At 67.2% G+C, this 20,477-nt stretch carries 30 protein-coding genes; 28 read left to right on the plus strand and 2 right to left on the minus strand.

Features of this window, described 5'->3' with window-relative positions:
* Positions 1–9: 9 nt before the first annotated feature.
* The 25 genes from rplV (at position 10) to truA (ending at position 14,154) form a co-directional block, all read left to right on the plus strand.
* On the plus strand, positions 10–357 hold the full coding sequence (gene rplV, locus SH922_RS23965; protein ID WP_026290933.1) for a 50S ribosomal protein L22: 348 nt from the start codon (positions 10–12) through the stop codon (positions 355–357).
* Entirely contained in the window at positions 357–1,193 is an 837-nt protein-coding gene (gene rpsC, locus SH922_RS23970; RefSeq protein WP_123461067.1) for a 30S ribosomal protein S3, read from the plus strand. Before rplV ends, rpsC begins: the two co-directional genes overlap by 1 nt.
* 5 nt (positions 1,194–1,198) lie before the next feature.
* Positions 1,199–1,618 carry a 50S ribosomal protein L16 gene (rplP, locus tag SH922_RS23975; protein WP_003966953.1) on the plus strand — a complete coding sequence of 140 codons (420 nt, stop codon included), beginning with the start codon at positions 1,199–1,201 and terminating at the stop codon, positions 1,616–1,618.
* A complete protein-coding gene (rpmC, locus tag SH922_RS23980; RefSeq protein WP_024494976.1) occupies positions 1,618–1,842 on the plus strand; it encodes a 50S ribosomal protein L29 in 225 nt (74 codons plus the stop codon). The genes rplP and rpmC overlap by 1 nt, the downstream gene beginning before the upstream one ends.
* Positions 1,842–2,126: a 30S ribosomal protein S17 gene (rpsQ, locus tag SH922_RS23985; protein ID WP_073786784.1), complete on the plus strand. Its 285-nt coding sequence runs from the start codon at positions 1,842–1,844 to the stop codon at positions 2,124–2,126. The genes rpmC and rpsQ overlap by 1 nt, the downstream gene beginning before the upstream one ends.
* Positions 2,127–2,233: 107 nt before the next feature.
* Complete coding sequence (rplN, locus tag SH922_RS23990; RefSeq protein WP_003966950.1) at positions 2,234–2,602, plus strand: 50S ribosomal protein L14; 369 nt, start codon at positions 2,234–2,236, stop codon at positions 2,600–2,602.
* A 2-nt stretch (positions 2,603–2,604) separates the two neighbouring features.
* On the plus strand, positions 2,605–2,928 hold the full coding sequence (rplX, locus tag SH922_RS23995; RefSeq protein ID WP_018550616.1) for a 50S ribosomal protein L24: 324 nt from the start codon (positions 2,605–2,607) through the stop codon (positions 2,926–2,928).
* Positions 2,928–3,485: a 50S ribosomal protein L5 gene (gene rplE / locus SH922_RS24000; RefSeq protein ID WP_018550615.1), complete on the plus strand. Its 558-nt coding sequence runs from the start codon at positions 2,928–2,930 to the stop codon at positions 3,483–3,485. The genes rplX and rplE overlap by 1 nt, the downstream gene beginning before the upstream one ends.
* Before the next feature lie 2 nt (positions 3,486–3,487).
* A complete protein-coding gene (locus SH922_RS24005; protein WP_003948630.1) occupies positions 3,488–3,673 on the plus strand; it encodes a type Z 30S ribosomal protein S14 in 186 nt (61 codons plus the stop codon).
* A gap of 224 nt (positions 3,674–3,897) precedes the next feature.
* Entirely contained in the window at positions 3,898–4,296 is a 399-nt protein-coding gene (gene rpsH / locus SH922_RS24010; protein WP_018519291.1) for a 30S ribosomal protein S8, read from the plus strand.
* A gap of 21 nt (positions 4,297–4,317) precedes the next feature.
* Positions 4,318–4,857 carry a 50S ribosomal protein L6 gene (gene rplF, locus SH922_RS24015; protein WP_326738107.1) on the plus strand — a complete coding sequence of 180 codons (540 nt, stop codon included), beginning with the start codon at positions 4,318–4,320 and terminating at the stop codon, positions 4,855–4,857.
* 2 nt (positions 4,858–4,859) lie between these two features.
* The gene (gene rplR / locus SH922_RS24020; protein WP_018550612.1) at positions 4,860–5,243 is read left to right on the plus strand and encodes a 50S ribosomal protein L18; all 384 of its coding nucleotides are present in this window, start codon (positions 4,860–4,862) and stop codon (positions 5,241–5,243) included.
* A gap of 47 nt (positions 5,244–5,290) precedes the next feature.
* Positions 5,291–5,893, plus strand: coding sequence for a 30S ribosomal protein S5 (gene rpsE / locus SH922_RS24025; protein ID WP_326738108.1), 603 nt, complete (start codon positions 5,291–5,293; stop codon positions 5,891–5,893).
* Positions 5,893–6,075: a 50S ribosomal protein L30 gene (rpmD, locus tag SH922_RS24030; RefSeq protein ID WP_018550611.1), complete on the plus strand. Its 183-nt coding sequence runs from the start codon at positions 5,893–5,895 to the stop codon at positions 6,073–6,075. The genes rpsE and rpmD overlap by 1 nt, the downstream gene beginning before the upstream one ends.
* A 1-nt stretch (position 6,076) precedes the next feature.
* Positions 6,077–6,532: a 50S ribosomal protein L15 gene (gene rplO, locus SH922_RS24035; RefSeq protein ID WP_018550610.1), complete on the plus strand. Its 456-nt coding sequence runs from the start codon at positions 6,077–6,079 to the stop codon at positions 6,530–6,532.
* Between the two features lie 223 nt (positions 6,533–6,755).
* Positions 6,756–8,075 (plus strand): preprotein translocase subunit SecY, encoded by a 1,320-nt coding sequence (secY, locus tag SH922_RS24040; RefSeq protein ID WP_351003254.1) that lies wholly within the window; start codon positions 6,756–6,758, stop codon positions 8,073–8,075.
* Positions 8,075–8,731, plus strand: a complete 657-nt coding sequence (locus SH922_RS24045) for an adenylate kinase (RefSeq protein ID WP_393059925.1) — start codon at positions 8,075–8,077, stop codon at positions 8,729–8,731. Before secY ends, SH922_RS24045 begins: the two co-directional genes overlap by 1 nt.
* 126 nt (positions 8,732–8,857) lie before the next feature.
* Entirely contained in the window at positions 8,858–9,694 is an 837-nt protein-coding gene (gene map / locus SH922_RS24050; RefSeq protein WP_328895812.1) for a type I methionyl aminopeptidase, read from the plus strand.
* A 164-nt stretch (positions 9,695–9,858) separates the two neighbouring features.
* Positions 9,859–10,080, plus strand: a complete 222-nt coding sequence (infA, locus tag SH922_RS24055) for a translation initiation factor IF-1 (RefSeq protein ID WP_003956442.1) — start codon at positions 9,859–9,861, stop codon at positions 10,078–10,080.
* Between the two features lie 60 nt (positions 10,081–10,140).
* Positions 10,141–10,254 carry a 50S ribosomal protein L36 gene (gene rpmJ / locus SH922_RS24060; protein WP_003956441.1) on the plus strand — a complete coding sequence of 38 codons (114 nt, stop codon included), beginning with the start codon at positions 10,141–10,143 and terminating at the stop codon, positions 10,252–10,254.
* A gap of 194 nt (positions 10,255–10,448) precedes the next feature.
* On the plus strand, positions 10,449–10,829 hold the full coding sequence (rpsM, locus tag SH922_RS24065; protein ID WP_014154579.1) for a 30S ribosomal protein S13: 381 nt from the start codon (positions 10,449–10,451) through the stop codon (positions 10,827–10,829).
* Positions 10,830–10,934: 105 nt separating this feature from the next.
* The gene (gene rpsK / locus SH922_RS24070) at positions 10,935–11,339 is read left to right on the plus strand and encodes a 30S ribosomal protein S11 (RefSeq protein ID WP_003956432.1); all 405 of its coding nucleotides are present in this window, start codon (positions 10,935–10,937) and stop codon (positions 11,337–11,339) included.
* A gap of 137 nt (positions 11,340–11,476) precedes the next feature.
* Positions 11,477–12,499 (plus strand): DNA-directed RNA polymerase subunit alpha, encoded by a 1,023-nt coding sequence (locus SH922_RS24075; protein ID WP_003966937.1) that lies wholly within the window; start codon positions 11,477–11,479, stop codon positions 12,497–12,499.
* A gap of 205 nt (positions 12,500–12,704) precedes the next feature.
* Positions 12,705–13,208 (plus strand): 50S ribosomal protein L17, encoded by a 504-nt coding sequence (gene rplQ / locus SH922_RS24080; RefSeq protein WP_136328425.1) that lies wholly within the window; start codon positions 12,705–12,707, stop codon positions 13,206–13,208.
* A 91-nt stretch (positions 13,209–13,299) separates the two neighbouring features.
* Entirely contained in the window at positions 13,300–14,154 is an 855-nt protein-coding gene (gene truA / locus SH922_RS24085; RefSeq protein ID WP_393059926.1) for a tRNA pseudouridine(38-40) synthase TruA, read from the plus strand.
* 7 nt (positions 14,155–14,161) lie between these two features.
* Here the strand turns inward: truA and SH922_RS24090 are convergent, their stop codons facing one another.
* On the minus strand, positions 14,162–16,033 hold the full coding sequence (locus tag SH922_RS24090) for a hypothetical protein (RefSeq protein ID WP_393059927.1): 1,872 nt from the start codon (positions 16,031–16,033) through the stop codon (positions 14,162–14,164).
* 53 nt (positions 16,034–16,086) lie between these two features.
* Complete coding sequence (locus SH922_RS24095) at positions 16,087–16,941, minus strand: hypothetical protein (protein WP_393059928.1); 855 nt, start codon at positions 16,939–16,941, stop codon at positions 16,087–16,089.
* Positions 16,942–17,008: 67 nt separating this feature from the next.
* Between SH922_RS24095 and SH922_RS24100 the strand changes: the two genes are divergently transcribed.
* From SH922_RS24100 to rpsI, 3 genes are all read left to right on the plus strand, one after another.
* Positions 17,009–18,628: an ABC-F family ATP-binding cassette domain-containing protein gene (locus SH922_RS24100; RefSeq protein ID WP_393059929.1), complete on the plus strand. Its 1,620-nt coding sequence runs from the start codon at positions 17,009–17,011 to the stop codon at positions 18,626–18,628.
* Positions 18,629–19,349: 721 nt separating this feature from the next.
* A complete protein-coding gene (rplM, locus tag SH922_RS24105) occupies positions 19,350–19,793 on the plus strand; it encodes a 50S ribosomal protein L13 (protein ID WP_266781688.1) in 444 nt (147 codons plus the stop codon).
* Positions 19,794–19,838: 45 nt separating this feature from the next.
* On the plus strand, positions 19,839–20,375 hold the full coding sequence (rpsI, locus tag SH922_RS24110; RefSeq protein ID WP_351003178.1) for a 30S ribosomal protein S9: 537 nt from the start codon (positions 19,839–19,841) through the stop codon (positions 20,373–20,375).
* The last annotated feature ends 102 nt before the right edge of the window (positions 20,376–20,477 follow it).

Below are 20,477 nucleotides of genomic sequence, written 5' to 3' on the forward strand. Positions count from 1 at the left end.
GGGACAACCATGGAAGCCAGGGCCCAGGCGCGGTACATCCGCGTCACGCCCATGAAGGCCCGCCGAGTGGTGGACCTCATCCGTGGCATGGATGCCACGGAGGCTCAGGCGGTCCTGCGTTTCGCCCCGCAGGCCGCGAGCGTGCCGGTTGGCAAGGTGCTTGACAGCGCCATTGCCAACGCTGCACACAACTACGACCACCCTGACGCCTCTTCGCTGGTCATCAGCGAGGCGTACGTGGACGAGGGCCCGACCCTGAAGCGGTTCCGTCCGCGTGCTCAGGGCCGTGCCTACCGGATCCGTAAGCGGACCAGCCACATCACCGTGGTCGTCAGCAGCAAGGAAGGAACCCGGTAATGGGCCAGAAGGTAAACCCGCACGGGTTCCGGCTCGGCATTACCACGGACTTCAAGTCCCGTTGGTACGCCGACAAGCTGTACAAGGACTACGTCAAGGAAGACGTTGCCATTCGTCGCATGATGACGAAGGGCATGGAGCGAGCCGGCATCTCGAAGGTTGAGATCGAGCGCACCCGCGACCGCGTCCGCGTTGACATCCACACCGCCCGCCCGGGCATCGTCATCGGCCGCCGCGGCGCCGAGGCCGACCGCATCCGTGGCGAGCTGGAGAAGCTGACCGGCAAGCAGGTCCAGCTGAACATCCTCGAGGTCAAGAACCCCGAGGTGGACGCTCAGCTGGTGGCCCAGGCCGTCGCCGAGCAGCTCTCCTCCCGCGTCTCCTTCCGTCGTGCCATGCGTAAGAGCATGCAGAGCACGATGAAGGCCGGCGCCAAGGGCATCAAGATCCAGTGCGGCGGTCGCCTCGGCGGCGCCGAGATGTCCCGCTCGGAGTTCTACCGCGAGGGCCGCGTGCCCCTGCACACCCTCCGTGCGAACGTCGACTACGGCTTCTTCGAGGCCAAGACGACCTTCGGCCGCATCGGCGTGAAGGTCTGGATCTACAAGGGCGACGTCAAGAACATCGCCGAGGTCCGCGCCGAGAACGCTGCTGCCCGTGCGGGCAACCGCCCGGCCCGTGGCGGCGCTGACCGTCCGGCCGGCCGCGGTGGCCGTGGTGGCGAGCGTGGCGGTCGCGGCCGCAAGCCGCAGCAGTCGGCTCCGGCCGCCGAGGCCCCCAAGGCCGAGGCGTCCGCCGCTGCTCCGGCGGCTGAGAGCACCGGAACGGAGGCCTGACCGAAATGCTGATCCCCCGTAGGGTCAAGCACCGCAAGCAGCACCACCCGAAGCGCAGCGGTATGTCCAAGGGTGGCACGCAGGTTGCGTTCGGCGAGTACGGCATCCAGGCGCTGACCCCGGCGTACGTGACGAACCGTCAGATCGAGTCCGCTCGTATCGCGATGACCCGTCACATCAAGCGTGGCGGCAAGGTCTGGATCAACATCTACCCGGACCGTCCCCTGACGAAGAAGCCTGCCGAGACCCGCATGGGTTCCGGTAAGGGTTCTCCCGAGTGGTGGATCGCGAACGTCAAGCCGGGTCGGGTGATGTTCGAGCTGTCCTACCCGAACGAGAAGATTGCTCGTGAGGCGCTCACCCGCGCTGCTCACAAGCTTCCGATGAAGTGCCGGATTGTTCGGCGCGAGGCAGGTGAGTCGTGATGTCGGCCGGTACCAAGACGTCCGAGCTGCGCGAGCTGGGCAACGAGGAGCTCCTCAACAAGCTCCGCGAGGCCAAGGAAGAGCTGTTCAACCTCCGCTTCCAGGCGGCGACCGGACAGCTCGAGAACCACGGCCGGCTCAAGTCCGTCCGTAAGGACATCGCCCGGATCTACACCCTGATGCGTGAGCGCGAGCTCGGCATCGAGACGGTGGAGAGCGTCTGATGAGCGAGAAGACTGTGACTGAGACGAACACCGACCGCGGTTTCCGCAAGACCCGTGAGGGTCTGGTCGTCAGCGACAAGATGGACAAGACCGTCGTCGTCGCTGTCGAGGACCGCGTCAAGCACGCGCTGTACGGCAAGGTCATCCGCCGTACGAACAAGCTCAAGGCTCACGACGAGCAGAACGCCGCCGGCGTCGGCGACCGTGTCCTCCTCATGGAGACCCGGCCGCTGTCCGCCACGAAGCGGTGGCGCATCGTCGAGATCCTCGAGAAGGCCAAGTAATTCCTGAGGGGCATTCCCCTCAGGCAGGTTCCGCCAGGCTCGGCGGGGGTTCGTTCCGGTAACGGAGCGGCCCCCGCCGGGAACCGGCAGACGATCAGGAGATAGACGTGATCCAGCAGGAGTCGCGACTGCGCGTCGCCGACAACACGGGTGCGAAGGAAATTCTCACCATCCGTGTTCTCGGTGGCTCGGGTCGCCGCTACGCGGGCATCGGTGACGTCATCGTCGCCACCGTCAAGGACGCGATCCCCGGTGGCAACGTGAAGAAGGGTGACGTCGTCAAGGCCGTCATCGTTCGCACCGTCAAGGAGCGTCGTCGTCAGGATGGCTCGTACATCCGCTTCGACGAGAACGCCGCTGTCATTCTGAAGAACGACGGCGACCCCCGCGGCACCCGTATCTTCGGCCCGGTGGGCCGTGAGCTGCGCGAGAAGAAGTTCATGAAGATCATCTCGCTCGCGCCGGAGGTGCTGTAAGCATGAAGATCAAGAAGGGCGACCTGGTTCAGGTCATCACCGGTAAGGACAAGGGCAAGCAGGGCAAGGTCATCGTTGCCTACCCTGCTCAGGACCGCGTCCTCGTCGAGGGTGTCAACCGGGTCAAGAAGCACACGAAGGCCGGTCAGACCGCTCGCGGTTCGCAGACCGGTGGCATTGTGACGACCGAGGCGCCCGTCCACGTCAGCAACGTGCAGCTGGTTGTTGAGAAGGACGGCAACAAGGTCGTTACTCGCGTCGGCTACCGCTTTGACGACGAGGGCAACAAGATCCGCGTTGCCAAGCGCACCGGTGAGGACATCTGATGACTACCACCACTGCGCCGCGTCTCAAGACGCGCTACCGCGAGGAAATCGCCGGCAAGCTGCGTGAGGAGTTCTCCTACGAGAACGTCATGCAGATTCCCGGTCTGGTCAAGATCGTGGTCAACATGGGTGTGGGCGACGCCGCCCGCGACTCCAAGCTGATCGATGGCGCCGTGCGCGACCTCACCACGATCACCGGTCAGAAGCCGGCCGTCACCAAGGCCCGCAAGTCGATCGCGCAGTTCAAGCTGCGCGAGGGGCAGCCGATCGGCTGCCACGTCACCCTCCGTGGTGACCGCATGTGGGAGTTCCTGGACCGTACGCTGTCGCTCGCGCTTCCGCGTATCCGTGACTTCCGTGGCCTGTCGCCGAAGCAGTTCGACGGCCGTGGCAACTACACCTTCGGTCTCACGGAGCAGGTCATGTTCCACGAGATCGACCAGGACAAGATCGACCGGGTCCGGGGCATGGACATCACCGTGGTCACCACGGCGACCAATGACGACGAGGGTCGTGCCCTCCTTCGTCACCTCGGCTTCCCGTTCAAGGAGAACTGACCGTGGCGAAGAAGGCTCTGATCGCTAAGGCCGCCCGTAAGCCGAAGTTCGGCGTTCGCGGGTACACCCGCTGCCAGCGCTGCGGCCGGCCCCACTCCGTCTACCGCAAGTTCGGCCTGTGCCGCGTGTGCCTTCGTGAGATGGCTCACCGTGGCGAGCTGCCGGGCGTGACCAAGAGCTCCTGGTAATTCTCCTTCGCCCTTTGGGCGTTGGGAATCACCGGAGACTCTCGGTAAGCATCTGGTCGGCAGGAGCCCGCCCTCACATGCCGTAGGCTTGTGGGGTTGGGCGCCTGCCGCCCAAGACCGACTTACTACGCCGTAGGTCCCCGCACCGCACCCGTCCTGCCTCTGAGTAGGGAGAGGGATGGCGCATACAGGAAACCCCGGCGAGAGAGGCCGAAGGCCAACTCATGACCATGACTGATCCCATCGCAGACATGCTCACGCGTCTGCGTAACGCGAACTCGGCGTATCACGACGACGTCACGATGCCGCACAGCAAGATCAAGTCGCACATCGCGGAGATCCTCCAGCAGGAGGGCTTCATCACGGGCTGGAAGGTCGAGGACGCCGAGGTTGGCAAGAACCTCGTCCTCGAGCTGAAGTTCGGCCCGAACCGCGAGCGCTCGATCGCCGGCATCAAGCGAATCTCGAAGCCGGGTCTGCGTGTATACGCAAAGTCCACCAATCTGCCGAAGGTTCTCGGCGGCCTGGGCGTGGCGATCATCTCCACGTCCCACGGTCTCCTGACCGGCCAGCAGGCCAGCAAGAAGGGCGTAGGTGGGGAAGTCCTCGCCTACGTCTGGTAGTCGGGAACGGAGGAATAGCTCATGTCGCGAATCGGCAAGCTCCCCATCCAGGTTCCCGCCGGTGTGGACGTCACCATCGATGGCCGTACGGTCGCGGTGAAGGGCCCCAAGGGCACCCTCTCGCACACCGTTGCGTCGCCGATCGAGGTCACCAAGGGTGAGGACGGCGTCCTGAACGTCGCCCGCCCGAACGACGAGCGTCAGAACAAGGCCCTTCACGGCCTGTCCCGCACGCTGGTGGCGAACATGATCACCGGTGTGACCCAGGGATACATCAAGGCGCTCGAGATCAGTGGTGTCGGTTACCGCGTCCAGGCGAAGGGCTCCAACCTGGAGTTCGCCCTGGGCTACAGCCACCCGATCCTGATCGAGGCCCCGGAGGGCATCACCTTCAAGGTGGAGTCCCCCACGAAGTTCACCGTCGAGGGCATCGACAAGCAGAAGGTCGGCGAGACCGCGGCCAAGATCCGCAAGCTGCGGAAGCCTGACCCGTACAAGGCCAAGGGCGTCAAGTACGCCGGCGAGGTCATCCGCCGCAAGGTCGGAAAGGCTGGTAAGTAGCGATGGCATACGGCGTAAAGATCGCCAAGGGCGACGCCTACAAGCGTGCAGCCCTCAAGCGTCGCCACATCCGCGTCCGCAAGCACATCTCCGGTTCGCCGGAGCGTCCGCGCTTGGTTGTGACGCGTTCCAACCGCCACATGGTGGCTCAGGTCATCGACGACATCGCGGGCCACACGCTCGCGTCGGCGTCGACCCTGGACGTCTCCATCCGTGGTGGCGAGGGCGACAAGAGCAGCCAGGCCAAGCAGGTCGGGGCCCTGGTCGCCGAGCGTGCCAAGGCCGCAGGCGTCGAGGCCGTCGTGTTTGACCGCGGTGGTAACCAGTACGCCGGGCGGATTGCCGCTCTGGCTGACGCCGCCCGTGAAGCCGGGCTGAAGTTCTAAGCCCCGGTTCCTACGCACAGCGGACGTAACAGAGAGAGGTAAATCCAATGGCTGGACCCCAGCGCCGCGGAAGCGGTGCCGGTGGCGGCGAGCGGCGGGACCGGAAGGGCCGTGACGGCGGCGCAGCTGCCGCCGAGAAGACCGCGTACGTCGAGCGCGTCGTCGCGATCAACCGTGTCGCCAAGGTTGTGAAGGGTGGTCGTCGCTTCAGCTTCACCGCGCTGGTCGTGGTGGGCGATGGTGACGGCACCGTCGGTGTCGGTTACGGCAAGGCCAAGGAAGTTCCCGCGGCCATTGCGAAGGGCGTTGAAGAGGCCAAGAAGAGCTTCTTCAAGGTTCCGCGTATCCAGGGCACCATCCCTCACCCGATCCAGGGCGAGAAGGCTGCGGGCGTCGTTCTGCTCAAGCCTGCTTCCCCCGGTACCGGTGTTATCGCCGGTGGCCCGGTGCGCGCCGTTCTGGAGTGCGCCGGCGTTCACGACATCCTGTCGAAGTCGCTCGGGTCTTCCAACCCGATCAACATCGTGCACGCGACCGTGGCGGCCCTCCAGGGCCTGCAGCGTCCCGAGGAGATCGCGGCTCGCCGTGGTCTGCCCCTCGAGGACGTCGCCCCCGCGGCTCTCCTTCGTGCTCGTGCGGCGGGTGTGTAATGGCTCGCCTCAAGATCACGCAGACGAAGTCGTACATCGGCAGCAAGCAGAACCACCGCGACACCCTGCGTTCGCTCGGGCTCAAGCGCCTGCACGACGTGGTTGTCAAGGAGGACCGCCCCGAGTTCCGCGGAATGGTTCACACCGTCCGCCACCTCGTGACGGTTGAGGAGGTCGACTGACATGGCGGAGAACAAGCCGCTGAAGGCGCATGACCTCCGGCCTGCCCCGGGTGCCAAGACCGCCAAGACCCGTGTGGGTCGTGGTGAGGCATCCAAGGGTAAGACCGCTGGTCGTGGTACCAAGGGCACCAAGGCCCGTTACCAGGTTCCGGAGCGCTTCGAGGGTGGCCAGATGCCCCTCCACATGCGTCTCCCGAAGCTCAAGGGCTTCAAGAACCCGTTCCGCACCGAGTACCAGGTCGTGAACCTGGACAAGCTCGCGACGCTCTACCCCGAGGGTGGAGAGGTCACGGTGGCCGACCTGGTCGCCAAGGGCGCTGTGCGTAACAACCACCTCGTCAAGGTCCTCGGACAGGGCGAGATCTCCGTGGCGCTGCAGGTTTCGGTTGACGCCGTTTCCGGCTCCGCCAAGGAGAAGATTGCCGCTGCCGGCGGCACTGTCACCGAGCTCGTCTGAGACAACTCGGACCATTCGGTGGCCTGAACATCCGACCGGGGATGCCTCTCATATGGGGCATCCCCGGTTGGTCGTTCCTAGGGGGGCATGTACGCCGGTAAGGTGGCCTCCGTTGCTGTGGTAAGCCCTGGGCGCAACCGCCCTGGGCTCTTTGGCTATTACGTATTCATCGATCCTCAAGACCGTCACCTCTACGCATTGCGCGGGGGTCGCAGGAGGCACCGTGCTCACCGCGTTCGCCCGGGCGTTCAAGACGCCCGACCTGCGCAAGAAGCTGTTCTTCACGCTCGGCATCATCGTGCTCTACCGGCTCGGGGCGCACATCCCGGTACCGGGAGTGAGCTACGAGAACGTCCAGACCTGTGTTGATCAGGCAAGCAAGGGCAACAACAGCCTCTTCGGCCTGGTGAACATGTTCAGCGGTGGTGCACTGCTGCAGATCACGATCTTCGCGCTCGGCATCATGCCGTACATCACGGCCAGCATCATTCTTCAGCTGCTGACCGTGGTGATTCCCCGACTCGAGGCGCTCAAGAAGGAGGGGCAGTCCGGCCAGGCAAAGATCACGCAGTACACGCGTTATCTGACGGTCGCACTCGCCATCCTGCAGGGCACCGGCCTGGTGGCCACCGCACGCAGCGGTGCGCTCTTCAGCGGATGCCCGGTCGCCGACCAGATCGTCCCGAACCAGTCGATGTTCACGACGGTCGTCATGGTCATCACCATGACCGCCGGTACCGCCGCCGTCATGTGGCTCGGTGAGCTCATCACCGACCGCGGCATCGGCAACGGCATGTCGATCCTGATGTTCATCTCGATCGCCGCCAGCTTCCCCGGCGCCCTGTGGGCCATCAAGACGAGCGGCAAGCTCGCGGACGGCTGGATCGAGTTCGGCACCGTCATCCTGATCGGCTTCGTGATGGTGGCCCTCGTCGTCTTCGTCGAGCAGGCCCAGCGCCGTATCCCGGTGCAGTACGCGAAGCGCATGATCGGGCGCCGGTCGTACGGTGGTACGTCCACCTACATCCCGCTGAAGGTGAACCAGGCGGGTGTGATCCCCGTCATCTTCGCTTCTTCGCTGCTCTACATCCCGGCCCTGATCGTCCAGTTCTCCAACTCCACCGCGGGCTGGGCGACCTGGATCCAGGACCACTTCGTCAAGGGCACCCACCCGTACTACCTGACGACGTACTTCCTGTTGATCGTCTTCTTCGCCTTCTTCTATGTGGCGATTTCGTTCAACCCCGAGGAAGTCGCCGACAACATGAAGAAGTATGGTGGCTTCGTCCCGGGTATCCGGGCCGGTCGACCTACTGCCGAGTACCTGAGCTACGTGCTCAACAGGATCACTTGGCCGGGATCGCTGTACCTGGGTCTGATCGCTCTTGTGCCGACGATGGCGTTGGCAGGCTTCGGTGGCGCGAACCAGAACTTCCCGTTCGGCGGGACGAGCATCCTGATCATCGTGGGTGTGGGTCTGGAGACCGTGAAGCAGATCGAGAGTCAGCTCCAGCAGCGCAATTACGAAGGGTTCCTCCGCTGATGCGAATCGTCCTCGTCGGCCCGCCGGGTGCCGGCAAGGGAACGCAGGCTGCGTACCTTGCCAAGAACCTGTCGATTCCGCACATCTCCACGGGCGACCTCTTCCGCGCCAACATCAGCCAGGGCACTGACCTTGGCAAGCAGGCCCGCGCCTTCATGGACGCGGGGCAGCTGGTGCCGGACGAGGTCACGATCGGGATGGCCAAGGACCGCATGTCCCAGCCGGACGCGGTCAACGGCTTCCTGCTCGACGGCTTCCCGCGCAACGTGGGCCAGGCCGAGGCTCTCGATGTGATGCTCAAGGACGAGGGCGTAAAGCTGGACGCGGTACTCGACCTCGAGGTTCCCGAGGACGAGGTCGTGAAGCGGATCGCGGGCCGCCGGGTCTGCCGCAACGAGAGCGCGCACGTGTTCCACGTGACGTACAACCCGCCGGAGAACGAGGGTGTCTGCGACACCTGTGGCGGCGAGCTGTACCAGCGCGACGACGACAGCGAAGAGACGGTCCGCACCCGGCTCGAGGTCTACCACACGCAGACCGAGCCGATCATCGACTACTACAGGGCGCAGAACCTGGTGGTCACCATCTCCGCGCTCGGCAAGGTCACCGATGTGACCGAGCGGGCCATGGAGGCTCTGAAGTCCGACGAGGGCTGAGAGAGAACACCCGTCATACATGCAGTGCAGTCGGCCGCGGCGTCCTTGGGCGCCGCGGCCGACTGTTTGCGCCGTATCGTTGAATACGCCGCAGCCGTCACCGTCCATCCAGAAAGGCGCCGCGCAATGGTGCAGATCAAGACCCCCGAGCAGATCGCGAAGATGCGTGAGGCGGGGCTGGTGGTCGCTGCCATTCACGCGGCCACCCGTGAGGCGGCGGTGCCCGGCGCCACCACGCAGGACCTGGACCAGGTCGCCCGCAAGGTGATCGCCGACCACGGCGCGAAGTCGAACTTCCTCGGGTACGGCGGATTCCCCGCGACGATCTGCACCTCGGTCAACGAGGTCGTCGTCCACGGCATCCCGGACGACAAGACCGTCCTCAAGGACGGCGACATCATCTCCATCGACGCCGGCGCGATCATCGACGGCTGGCACGGCGACGCCGCGTACACGGCCTTCGTCGGCACCGGTCATGCTCCGGAGCTCGTCGAGCTCTCCCGGGTGACCGAGGAGTCGATGTGGGCGGGCATCGCCGCGATGAAGGTGAACAACCGCCTGGTCGACATCTCGAAGGCGATCGAGTCCTACATCCGCCGTCAGCCCCGTCCGGCGACGGGCAAGTACGGCATCATCGAGGACTACGGCGGGCACGGCATCGGCACCGAGATGCACATGGACCCGCACCTGCTGAACTATGTCGCCCGCAAGCGCGGCAAGGGCATCAAGCTGGTCCCGGGCCTCTGCCTGGCCATCGAGCCGATGGTCTCCCTCGGCACGGCCCGCACCGAGGTGCTGGAGGACGAGTGGACCGTCATCACCACCGACGGCACCTGGTCCTCCCACTGGGAGCACAGCATCGCCCTCACGGAGCAGGGCCCGCTGGTCCTGACCGCTCCGGACTGCGGCCGCGAGAAGCTGGCGCAGTACGGGGTGGAGGCGGCGCCCGACCCGCTGGGCTGATTGAAAGCCACCGTGAGGTCTAAGGATCTCCCGCGGTGGGCAAACTTGACGGATTCGTCTTTTGGAGTCCGCTGACGTAGACTGACTCGTCGGCTCTCGTGCATCCGTGTGTCCACATACGAGTGACGGAAGTCGATCAAGGTAGCCGATTCGAAAGGCGAAGCGTGGCCAAGAAGCAAGGTGCCATCGAAATTGAGGGCACCGTGATCGAGTCCCTCCCGAACGCCATGTTCAAGGTGGAACTCCAGAACGGTCACAAGGTCCTCGCGCACATCTCCGGCAAGATGCGGATGCACTACATCCGAATCCTTCCGGACGACCGGGTCGTGGTGGAGCTCTCCCCGTACGACCTGACGCGTGGCCGGATCGTCTACCGCTACAAGTAGATCTTGCCCACATCTCGCTTCGGCGGGGTGGTGGCACTGACCCGGAGAACCTGACATCCCATGAAGGTCAAGCCGAGCGTCAAGAAGATCTGCGACAAGTGCAAGGTGATCCGCCGTCACGGTCGGGTCATGGTCATCTGCGACAACCTGCGCCACAAGCAGCGCCAGGGCTGACGCACGACCCCCTCGCATCTCGCAGTACTTCGCGCGACGCACGTAAACGTACATACGCAGTGCCCGTCCAAGCCACGGCTGACGACACCTCCGGCGGGGGCCGGGGACCCGGGCGTACCACCTCTCCCAGCGAGAGGTCGGCGGTCGGGAGTGGCGCTGCGGAAGACCCCCGACATAACAACTGGAGCCATTGAATGGCACGCGTTTCAGGTGTTGACATCCCGCGCGAAAAGCGCGTGGAGGTTGCCCTCACCTACGTCTTCGGTATCGGGCGCACCCGGTCCAAGGAGATCCTCGCCGCCGCCGGCGTGAACCCGAACACCCGCGTTCGTGACCTGGCCGAAGAGGACCTGGTCAAGATCCGCGAGTACGTGGACGCCAACCTCCGCACCGAGGGTGACCTTCGCCGCGAGATCCAGGGCGACATCCGCCGCAAGATCGAGATCGGCTGCTACCAGGGCATCCGCCACCGTCGCGGTCTGCCGGTCCACGGCCAGCGCACCAGCACGAACGCTCGTACCCGCAAGGGCCCGCGTCGCGCGATCGCCGGTAAGAAGAAGCCGGGCAAGAAGTAGTCCTCAGCGGACGCACTGCGAGCGTCCGGATCTCCGGACATCCGCAGTATCCAGCGGTCTTCGCTGTAGGACCGATCACCTCCCCTCTCCATCTGGAGTCAAGACATGCCCCCCAAGGGTCGTCAGGGCGCAGCCAAGAAGGTGCGTCGCAAGGAAAAGAAGAACGTCGCTCATGGGCACGCCCACATCAAGAGCACGTTCAACAACACCATCGTCTCGATCACGGACCCCTCGGGCAACGTGATCTCCTGGGCCTCCGCCGGCCACGTCGGCTTCAAGGGCTCGCGCAAGTCCACCCCCTTCGCCGCGCAGATGGCCGCCGAGTCGGCCGCCCGCCGCGCGCAGGAGCACGGCATGCGCAAGGTTGACGTCTTCGTGAAGGGTCCGGGCTCCGGCCGCGAGACCGCGATCCGCTCCCTGCAGGCCACGGGCCTGGAGGTCGGTTCGATCCAGGACGTCACCCCGACGCCGCACAACGGCTGCCGTCCGCCGAAGCGTCGCCGCGTCTGATTCGTCACGGCCGGTGACGGCCGTGCGTCAGTAGCGTGGGTACGGGCGGTATGCCCCCTACGGGGGTGTGCCGCCCGTATCCTTGTTTCATCTGTCGGGTGTCAAATAGTGGGCGCCCACGACTGAAGGATTCACACATGCTTATCGCTCAGCGTCCGTCGCTGACCGAAGAGGTCGTTGACGAGTTCCGCTCGCGGTTCGTCATCGAGCCGCTGGAGCCGGGCTTCGGCTACACGCTCGGCAACTCCCTGCGCCGCACGCTCCTCTCCTCGATCCCGGGTGCCGCTGTCACCAGCATCCGCATCGACGGTGTCCTGCACGAGTTCACCACCGTGCCGGGCGTCAAGGAGGACGTGACCGACCTCATCCTCAACATCAAGCAGCTGGTCGTCTCCTCGGAGCACGACGAGCCGGTCGTGATGTACCTGCGCAAGCAGGGTCCCGGCCTGGTCACCGCTGCTGACATCGCCCCGCCGGCCGGTGTCGAGGTCCACAACCCGGACCTCGTCCTGGCCACGCTGAACGGCAAGGGCAAGCTGGAGATGGAGCTGACCGTCGAGCGCGGTCGCGGCTACGTCTCCGCCGTCCAGAACAAGCAGGTGGGCCAGGAGATCGGCCGGATTCCGGTCGACTCCATCTACTCGCCGGTGCTCAAGGTCACGTACAAGGTCGAGGCGACCCGTGTCGAGCAGCGCACCGACTTCGACAAGCTGATCGTCGACGTCGAGACCAAGCAGGCCATGCGTCCCCGTGACGCCATGGCGTCGGCCGGTAAGACCCTGGTCGAGCTGTTCGGTCTGGCGCGCGAGCTCAACATCGACGCCGAGGGCATCGACATGGGCCCGTCGCCGACGGACGCCGCGCTCGCTGCCGATCTGGCGCTGCCGATCGAGGAGCTGGAGCTCACGGTCCGCTCGTACAACTGCCTCAAGCGCGAGGGCATCCACTCGGTGGGCGAGCTCGTGGCCCGCTCCGAGGCGGACCTGCTCGACATCCGCAACTTCGGTGCGAAGTCGATCGACGAGGTCAAGGCGAAGCTGGCCGGTATGGGCCTGGCGCTGAAGGACTCGCCTCCCGGCTTCGACCCGACCGCCGCGGCCGACGCCTTCGGCGCGGACGACGACGCGGACGCCGGTTTCGTGGAGACCGAGCAGTACTAGGACGCCTCCGGCCGGGGTGCCCAGGTTCTCTGGGTGCCCCGGACCGGGCGAGGGCTTCGTCCTCGATCGCCGGACGGGCTTGATCTTCGGGCTGAGGCTCGATGTCGGGCGCGGACGGCGTACGAAAACTTCCGTGTGGCGACCGCCGCACGGGAACTGACACCGGTACCTGATACGGCCGGTGCAGCACACAAGGAGAAAAACCATGCCTCAGCCCGCCAAGGGTGCCCGTCTGGGCGGCAGCGCTGCGCACGAGAAGCTTCTTCTCAACAACCTCGCGAAGTCGCTGTTCGAGCACGGCCGCATCACCACGACCGAGGCCAAGGCCCGCCGCCTGCGTCCGGTCGCCGAGCGTTTCATCACCAAGGCGAAGAAGGGCGACATCCACAACCGTCGCCTGGTGCTGCAGTCGATCACGGACAAGGGCATCGTGCACACGCTCTTCACCGAGATCGCCCCGCGGTACGAGAACCGCCCCGGTGGTTACACCCGCATCACCAAGATCGGCAACCGTCGTGGCGACAACGCCCCGATGGCCGTCATCGAGCTGGTCGAGGCCCTGACCGTGGCGCAGGCTGCCACCGGTGAGGCCGAGGCCGCCACGAAGCGTGCGGTCAAGGAAGACGCCCTCAAGAAGGACGAGACCCCGGTCGAGTCCGTCGAGGACGCCAAGCCGGCCGAGGCCGACGAGGAGTCCAAGGACGCCTGAGCGTTCTGAGACCTCTGGGACGGGCCCGCATCACCCTTCGGGGCGGTGCGGGCCCGTTTCGCTGTGTACGGATCTTGAGAGGATCGCTGGTGTGAGTGACGTGGTGGAGCCCGGCTTCGTACGGGTGCGGCTGGACCTGGCCTACGACGGCAAGGACTTCTCGGGCTGGGCGAAGCAGACCGGCCGGCGGACCGTTCAGGGGGAGATCGAGGATGCGCTGCGGACCGTGACCCGCTCCCCGCGCACCTACGACCTGACCGTGGCCGGGCGTACCGATGCCGGAGTGCACTCCCGGGGCCAGGTCGCACATGTGGACCTGCCGGCCGAGGTGTGGGCCGAGCACGCTTCGATGCTGCTGCGGCGGATGGCCGGGCGGATGGCGCCCGATGTGCGGATCCGGCGGATCGAGGAGGCGCCGGCCGGGTTCAACGCCCGCTTCTCGGCACTGTGGCGCCGGTACGCCTACCGGGTGTCGGACGGGCCCGGCGGGGTCGATCCGCTGGTGCGCGGTCATGTGCTGTGGCACGACCGGCAGTTGGACCTCGACGCGATGAACGCGGCGGCGGCGCGCATGACCGGGGAGCACGACTTCGCCGCGTACTGCAAGAAGCGCGAGGGTGCGACGACCATCCGGACGCTGCAGAAGCTGAGTTGGGTACGTGACGAGGCGTCCGGAATCATCACCGGGACCGTGCAGGCCGACGCCTTCTGCCACAACATGGTGCGTGCGCTGGTGGGGGCGATGCTGTTCGTGGGCGACGGACGCCGCCCGTATCCGTGGCCGGCCGAGGTGCTGGCGGCCCGGGTGCGCGATCCCGGGGTGCACGTGGTGCGGCCGCACGGACTGACGCTGGAGGAAGTCGCCTACCCGGCCGACGAGTTGCTTGCGGCCAGGGCGGTGGAGGCGCGCAACGTGCGGACGCTTCCGGGGGCCGGTTGCTGCTGACGGCCGGTCAGGGGGCTGTGCGCCTGCGCCGGCGCAGCGCGGCCATGAGGACCCCCGCCAGGTACAGGGCCGCGCCGCTCAGCAGCGAGGAGCGGAACCAGCCGACCCGTGGACTCCACCACGCGAGGACCGCGGCCGCGCCGACGGCCACCAGCGCTGCGGTACGGGTCAGCCACCAGCGGCCCGTCCGTGGGGTGTCGGGGCCGGGCGCGGGCGGATGGCTGCCGGTGCTCGTCGTCATCGTGTCGCGCATGCCCGCCAGGATGGAGCGGCGGGCCTGTACCCGGGCGCCGGGGATCTCGCCGAGGACCTCGGTGTCCCCGCCGAAGCCCGGCGGGGCCGGCGGCATCCCGAGGGCCGTCACCAGTTCGGCCTGGTGGCGTACCGGGTCGCCGGTGGCCCGCAGGATGTGGGCCAGCGGGCGCGGGTCCGCGAGCCGGTACAGGTGGGCCAGCTCCCCGGCGACGGCCTGCACATCGGCGTGGTCCGGGGCGGGGGACTCGGCGTCCCAGGTGTGCGTCGCGATCTGATGGCCCTGGTGGAGGGCGGTGACGGTGCAGCGCTCGGGGGTGCGGTGCAGGACCAGGACGGGCCAGCTCTCACCCATCGTGAAGATCTCGGCCGCCTCGGTCAGCGGCTCCTCCGGGAGCAGCGCCGCGCGTCGGCCGCGGAGGGCCTCCGGGACCACCTCGACATAGCTGTAGCCCTCGCCCGCCGGGGCCGTGCGCAGGGAGTACCCGCAGAACAGGGCCGCCTGTGCCACGGCGGCCGGGGGTGCGGGGATGATGGCGACCGCGCGCGGGGTGAGGGCCGCCCAGTCGGGGGCGGCGGCGGGCGCCCGGGGCGGGCGGCTGAAGAACGGGGTCTCGGCGGCGAGGTCGAGCCGGACCTCGGACCGGGCTTCGAGGAACTCGGAACGGGGGTCGCCCAGCCTGCTCCACGGGTACTCGGTGGCGTGGACGCCGATGGCCCGGAACACGTCGAGGGCCTCGGCCGGCCGGTCGGCCATGATCAGCATCAGGGCCAGGTCGTTGCGGAAGCCGGCCGCCTCGCGGTCGCCCGCCCCGTCGTAGGTGTCGGAGAGGGCCAGGGCGCGGGAGATGGCCGCCTCGACCTTCGGACCGTACGGGTCAGGGCCTTCGGGCTCGTCCGCCTCGGACAGCCGGTACTCCAGCGCCGCCTGGAGCGGCAGCGCGTGCAGCTTCGAACCGGGCGGGGCGGACTCGGCCACCTGCTCCGCGTACCGGAACATCTCCTCGTGCGAGCCGTACCACTTGGCGCACAGGTACTGCAGCGCCTGCGCGTGGCAGCCGAAGTGGTGCGGGTCGCGGGCCTCGGCCTCGGCGAGATACGCGTCGAAGACCTCGCGCGGGGCCTGCATGCCGCGGGCGTGGGTGAGCGCGATGCGCCACGGGACCGGGTCTGCGGGGTTGAGCTCGGCCGCGGCGCCGATCACCGGCACGGCGTCCTCCAGGAGCGCGAAGAAGGCCTGGAACTGGTCCCGTTCGACGTCCTTCGCGCGGGCGCCCGTCCGTACCTTCCATGCCTGGTGAAGGTGGAAGTCGGCGACGACCAGGAGGGCGTCGGGGTCGTCGGGGGACTCCGCGAGCCAGGCGTCCAGCCAGCCGTCGTGGTGCAGCGCGGTACGGGCCAGCCGGCTCACGTACGCGTCCCTGCGTTCCCACTGGGCGTGCTCCCGCGTCGCGGCGAGGAGTTCCCGGGCCGGGGCGTGGTCGCCCGCCGTGGCCGCGGTGAGGGCGGCGCGCAGCGGGGCGTCCGGCGGGTCCAGGACCACGGCCTCGTCGGGCGCCAGGTCGACGCCGACGGCATCGCGGTGGCGCAGGATGCGCAGGAAGGAGACCAGGAAGACGAGACGCACAGCAGCGGTCCTCCGCATCCGGGAGAGTTGGCTGAACCGAAGGACGGGCGGGGTCAGGTGGCGGGGGCGGTGGCCGCCGCCGAGGCCTGGACCTCGCCGCGGTGGCGGATCTGGCGGAACGTGAAGTTGGTCAGGTCGTCACCGACGGCGAACACGTTCTTGTCGGCCTTGGTCACGTCCTTCCCACTGGTGAAGCCGCTGATAGCGAAGTAGGCGTACCGGCCGTAGGAGTTGGCGGTGCGGCGGCACACGGAACCAGTGCCGCAGAAGACGGGCACACCGGATCCGCTGAGCGCCGCGATGCTGCCGCTGGACTGCCGGGCGGCCTTCTTGGCCTGGGCCTCCGTCTCGAAGACCGCGAGGCCGACCGTCACGGCCACCCCGCTGCGGCTGTACGTGGCCCGGATGAGCTGGTCACAGCCGTTGTTCGTGAGGATCGAGCCCAGCGCGTCCTTGGTGGCCGTGGCGCACTTCGAGGTGAGGTGCGTCGCGCCCTTGGAGTAGACGCGGTCGCCCATCGTCAGCTTCTTGCCGGGGAAGAAGGCGTCGACCGTGAAGGGCGCCCGGTCCTTCTTCGCGTCGGATATGTAGTCCTTCGGGTCCGGCGGGGGCGGCGGGGCCACCGACGAGAACGACGGTTCGGGCTCTGCCGTGTCGCTCGGCAGAGCGGTCGCCGACGGCAGCTCGCTCGCGTTCTTCCCGGACGTGCCGCCGGAGTCGTTCTTGTTGGTCGAGATGACCGCGGTCGCCACGATCGCGGCGACCGCCGCGGTGGCCAGCGCGCCCCCGCCGATCATCAGCCACTTCTTGCGCCTGGCGCGTGCCGCGGATGTCTCGGCCAGCGCCGCCCAGTCCGGAGTCCCAGTGCCCCCGGGCCCCCAGGAGGGCCCCCCTTGCCCAAAGCTCATGCCGCGAATCCTAGACGCAACCTAATCCGGTTGGGCCAGAGCTTCGCGGCCCGTGACAATGCTGTACATGGGACATCTTGAAGCAGGCCATCTCGAGTACTACCTACCGGACGGGCGGGTGCTGCTCGGCGATGCTTCGTTCCGCGTCGCGGACGGCGCCGTGGTCGCCCTCGTCGGGGCGAACGGCGCCGGGAAGACCACGCTGCTGCGGCTGATCGCCGGGGAGCTCCAGCCGCACGGCGGCTCGGTGTCGGTGAGCGGCGGACTCGGCGTGATGCAGCAGTTCGTCGGCTCGGTGCGTGACGAGCGCACGGTGCGCGACCTGCTGGTGTCCGTCGCCCAGCCCCGGATCCGCGAGGCCGCCCACGCCGTCGACCGGGCCGAGGAACTGATCCTCACCACCGATGACGAGGCCGCGCAGATGACGTACGCGCAGGCACTGAGCGACTGGGCGGAGGTGCGCGGGTACGAGGCCGAGACGGTCTGGGACATGTGCACGATGCAGGCGCTCGGAGTCCCGTACGAGAAGGCGCAGTGGCGCGAGGTCCGCACCCTGTCAGGCGGTGAGCAGAAGCGACTGGTGCTGGAGGCGCTGCTGCGCGGGCCCGACGAGGTGCTGCTGCTCGACGAGCCGGACAACTATCTGGACGTCCCCGGCAAGCGCTGGCTCGAGGAGAAACTGAAGGAGACCCGCAAGACGGTCCTCTTCGTCTCCCACGACCGGGAGCTGCTGTCCCGGGCCGCCGAGAAGATCGTCAGCGTGGAGCCAGGCCCGGCCGGCAGCGACGTATGGGTGCACGGCGGCGGATTCGGTACGTACCACGAGGCCCGCAAGGAACGGTTCGCGCGCTTCGAGGAACTGCTGCGCCGCTGGGAGGAGGAGCACGCCCGGCTGAAGGCCCTCGTCCTGCGGATGCGGCAGCAGGCGGCGAACAGCCCGGACATGGCCAACCGCTACCACGCGATGCAGACCCGCTTCAAGAAGTTCGAGGACGCCGGCCCGCCCCCGGAGCCGCCGCGCGAGCAGGACATCAAGATGCGGCTGCGCGGCGGCCGGACCGGGGTGCGGGCGGTGACCTGCAAGAACCTGGAGCTGACCGGCCTGATGAAGCCGTTCGACCTGGAGATCTACTACGGGGAGCGCGTCGCCGTCCTCGGCTCCAACGGGTCCGGCAAGTCACACTTCCTGCGACTGCTGGCGGGGGGCGATGTGGCGCACACCGGAGAGTGGAAGCTCGGCGCACGCGTCGTGCCGGGGCACTTCGCGCAGACCCACGCCCATCCGGAGCTGCTGGGCAAGACGCTCGTCGAGATCCTGTGGACGGAGCACGCCAAGGACCGGGGCGGGGCCATGTCCGTACTGCGGCGGTACGAGATGGAGCGGCAGGGGGACCAGGCCTTCGAGAGGCTGTCCGGTGGGCAGCAGGCCCGCTTCCAGATCCTGCTCCTGGAGCTGGCCGGCACCACCGCGCTGCTGCTGGACGAGCCGACCGACAACCTGGACCTGGAGTCGGCGGAGGCCTTGCAGGACGGGCTGGAGATGTACGACGGGACGGTGATGGCCGTCACGCACGACCGGTGGTTCGCGAAGTCCTTCGACCGGTACCTGGTCTTCGGTTCGGACGGTTTCGTGCGGGAGACGACGGAGCCGGTGTGGGACGAGCGGCGGGTCGAACGGGCGCGGTAACGCCTCCGGCGGCGCCCCGGACCGGGGCGGGGGTTCCGTCCTCAATCGCCGGACGGGCTTTTGTGCGGGTGCCCCGCGGGGCACCTTGTCCGGTGGGTGGGGGTGGGGTCCCTCCGGGGCGTCTCCTCAGAAATGGCGTGTGCACCCGGGTCCGTGGGGGACCCGGGTCGTACGCCATTTCCTGCGGGGACTCCCCTGCACGCCCCCACCCGGCATCAGTCGCGTCTGCACGCCGGTGAGACGACTGCCGCAGACGCGAGGCGGCCGGGTCCGGGGCCGTGCAGGGGAGTCCCCGCAGGACGACGAACAGATACCCGGGTCCATCGCGTACCGGCGGAACGTTCGTCGTTTGAGGAGACGCCCCGGAGGGGCCCCGGGCCCCCACCCACCGGGCCACGGCGAACCCCCGCGGGGCACCCGCACACAAGCCCGTCCGGCGTTTGAGGACGGAACCCCCAGCCCAGGAGACCCGGAACCCCACGCGCCCGCCCGGCCGAGGGACCCGTTTTGACCCGTCCGGGGCGGGCCGGGTAGTCTCGGTGACTGTTATACGTATTGGCTTCGTCGTTCTCACGCGAAGGGCCCTTACGTAGGTTCCCTGGAGCAGTTACCAGTGGCTCGCATACGGGCAGCGTCCCCGGCATTGTGAGCCCCAGCTGCATATCGCTTCAGAGGTGCCGTGTGTCTGGACCCCATCCACTGAAGAAGCGAAGGCTACGAAGTGCGTACGTACAGCCCCAAGCCCGGCGATGTCACTCGCCAGTGGCACATCATTGACGCCGAGGACATCGTTCTCGGCCGTCTGGCCACGACGGCCGCGAACCTCCTCCGAGGCAAGCACAAGGCGATCTACGCCCCCCACATGGACATGGGCGACTTCGTCATCATCATCAACGCCGACAAGGTTCACCTGTCCGGCAACAAGAAGACCCAGAAGATGGCGTACCGCCACTCCGGGTTCCCGGGTGGTCTCCGCTCCGTGCGTTACGACGAGCTTCTCGCGAAGAACCCCGAGAAGGCTGTCGAGAAGGCCATCAAGGGCATGATCCCCAAGAACACCCTGGGCCGTCAGATGATCTCGAAGCTGAAGGTCTACGCGGGCGACCAGCACCCGCACGCTGCGCAGCAGCCGGTCCCGTACGAGATCACCCAGGTCGCGCAGTAGTTCCGGCCTCCCCCCAAAGACGTAAAGAAAGATCTGAGGAGAATCGTGGCCGAGACCACTGCAGAGACGCCCGTCGAGGGCACCGAGGTCACCGAGGGCGAAGAGACCTTCGCCGAGGTGACCACCTTCGAGTCGGAGGTCCCCGTCGAGGGTGAGTACACCTCCGAGTCGCTCGCGGGCCGCTTCGGCGACCCGCAGCCGGCGGCCGGCCTGGGCCGTCGCAAGAACGCCATCGCCCGCGTCCGGATCGTTCCGGGCACCGGCAAGTGGAAGATCAACGGTCGCACCCTTGAGGACTACTTCCCCAACAAGGTGCACCAGCAGGAAGTCAACGAGCCCTTCAAGGTGCTCGAGCTCGACGGCCGCTACGACGTCATCGCCCGCATCTCGGGTGGCGGCGTCTCCGGTCAGGCCGGCGCCCTGCGCCTCGGCGTGGCCCGCTCGCTGAACGAGGCGGACGTGGACAACAACCGCGCCACGCTGAAGAAGGCCGGCTTCCTCTGCCGTGACGACCGTGCGGTCGAGCGCAAGAAGGCCGGTCTCAAGAAGGCCCGTAAGGCCCCGCAGTACAGCAAGCGCTAAACCGCCTGCTCAACCGCGTTACACGTTCGCCCCGGCGGCACACTCGTGCTGCCGGGGCGTTCGTTTATTGACAGCCACGGGCATATAACGGCATAAGGCATT

Source organism: Streptomyces sp. LN549 (assembly GCF_043203805.1).
Lineage (GTDB): Bacteria > Actinomycetota > Actinomycetes > Streptomycetales > Streptomycetaceae > Streptomyces.

Excerpts from the sequence above, each read along its gene's own strand:
- rplV (WP_026290933.1), top strand. The coding sequence starts at position 10 with ATGGAAGCCAGGGCCCAGGCGCGGTACATCCGCGTCACGCCCATGAAG.
- rpsC (WP_123461067.1), top strand. The coding sequence starts at position 357 with ATGGGCCAGAAGGTAAACCCGCACGGGTTCCGGCTCGGCATTACCACG.
- rplP (WP_003966953.1), top strand. The coding sequence starts at position 1,199 with ATGCTGATCCCCCGTAGGGTCAAGCACCGCAAGCAGCACCACCCGAAG.
- rpmC (WP_024494976.1), top strand. The coding sequence starts at position 1,618 with ATGTCGGCCGGTACCAAGACGTCCGAGCTGCGCGAGCTGGGCAACGAG.
- rpsQ (WP_073786784.1), top strand. The coding sequence starts at position 1,842 with ATGAGCGAGAAGACTGTGACTGAGACGAACACCGACCGCGGTTTCCGC.
- rplX (WP_018550616.1), top strand. The coding sequence starts at position 2,605 with ATGAAGATCAAGAAGGGCGACCTGGTTCAGGTCATCACCGGTAAGGAC.
- rplE (WP_018550615.1), top strand. The coding sequence starts at position 2,928 with ATGACTACCACCACTGCGCCGCGTCTCAAGACGCGCTACCGCGAGGAA.
- rpsH (WP_018519291.1), top strand. The coding sequence starts at position 3,898 with ATGACCATGACTGATCCCATCGCAGACATGCTCACGCGTCTGCGTAAC.
- rplF (WP_326738107.1), top strand. The coding sequence starts at position 4,318 with ATGTCGCGAATCGGCAAGCTCCCCATCCAGGTTCCCGCCGGTGTGGAC.
- rplR (WP_018550612.1), top strand. The coding sequence starts at position 4,860 with ATGGCATACGGCGTAAAGATCGCCAAGGGCGACGCCTACAAGCGTGCA.
- rpsE (WP_326738108.1), top strand. The coding sequence starts at position 5,291 with ATGGCTGGACCCCAGCGCCGCGGAAGCGGTGCCGGTGGCGGCGAGCGG.
- rpmD (WP_018550611.1), top strand. The coding sequence starts at position 5,893 with ATGGCTCGCCTCAAGATCACGCAGACGAAGTCGTACATCGGCAGCAAG.
- rplO (WP_018550610.1), top strand. The coding sequence starts at position 6,077 with ATGGCGGAGAACAAGCCGCTGAAGGCGCATGACCTCCGGCCTGCCCCG.
- SH922_RS24045 (WP_393059925.1), top strand. The coding sequence starts at position 8,075 with ATGCGAATCGTCCTCGTCGGCCCGCCGGGTGCCGGCAAGGGAACGCAG.
- map (WP_328895812.1), top strand. The coding sequence starts at position 8,858 with ATGGTGCAGATCAAGACCCCCGAGCAGATCGCGAAGATGCGTGAGGCG.
- rpmJ (WP_003956441.1), top strand. The coding sequence starts at position 10,141 with ATGAAGGTCAAGCCGAGCGTCAAGAAGATCTGCGACAAGTGCAAGGTG.
- rpsM (WP_014154579.1), top strand. The coding sequence starts at position 10,449 with ATGGCACGCGTTTCAGGTGTTGACATCCCGCGCGAAAAGCGCGTGGAG.
- rpsK (WP_003956432.1), top strand. The coding sequence starts at position 10,935 with ATGCCCCCCAAGGGTCGTCAGGGCGCAGCCAAGAAGGTGCGTCGCAAG.
- SH922_RS24075 (WP_003966937.1), top strand. The coding sequence starts at position 11,477 with ATGCTTATCGCTCAGCGTCCGTCGCTGACCGAAGAGGTCGTTGACGAG.
- rplQ (WP_136328425.1), top strand. The coding sequence starts at position 12,705 with ATGCCTCAGCCCGCCAAGGGTGCCCGTCTGGGCGGCAGCGCTGCGCAC.
- SH922_RS24095 (WP_393059928.1), bottom strand. The coding sequence starts at position 16,941 with ATGAGCTTTGGGCAAGGGGGGCCCTCCTGGGGGCCCGGGGGCACTGGG.
- SH922_RS24100 (WP_393059929.1), top strand. The coding sequence starts at position 17,009 with ATGGGACATCTTGAAGCAGGCCATCTCGAGTACTACCTACCGGACGGG.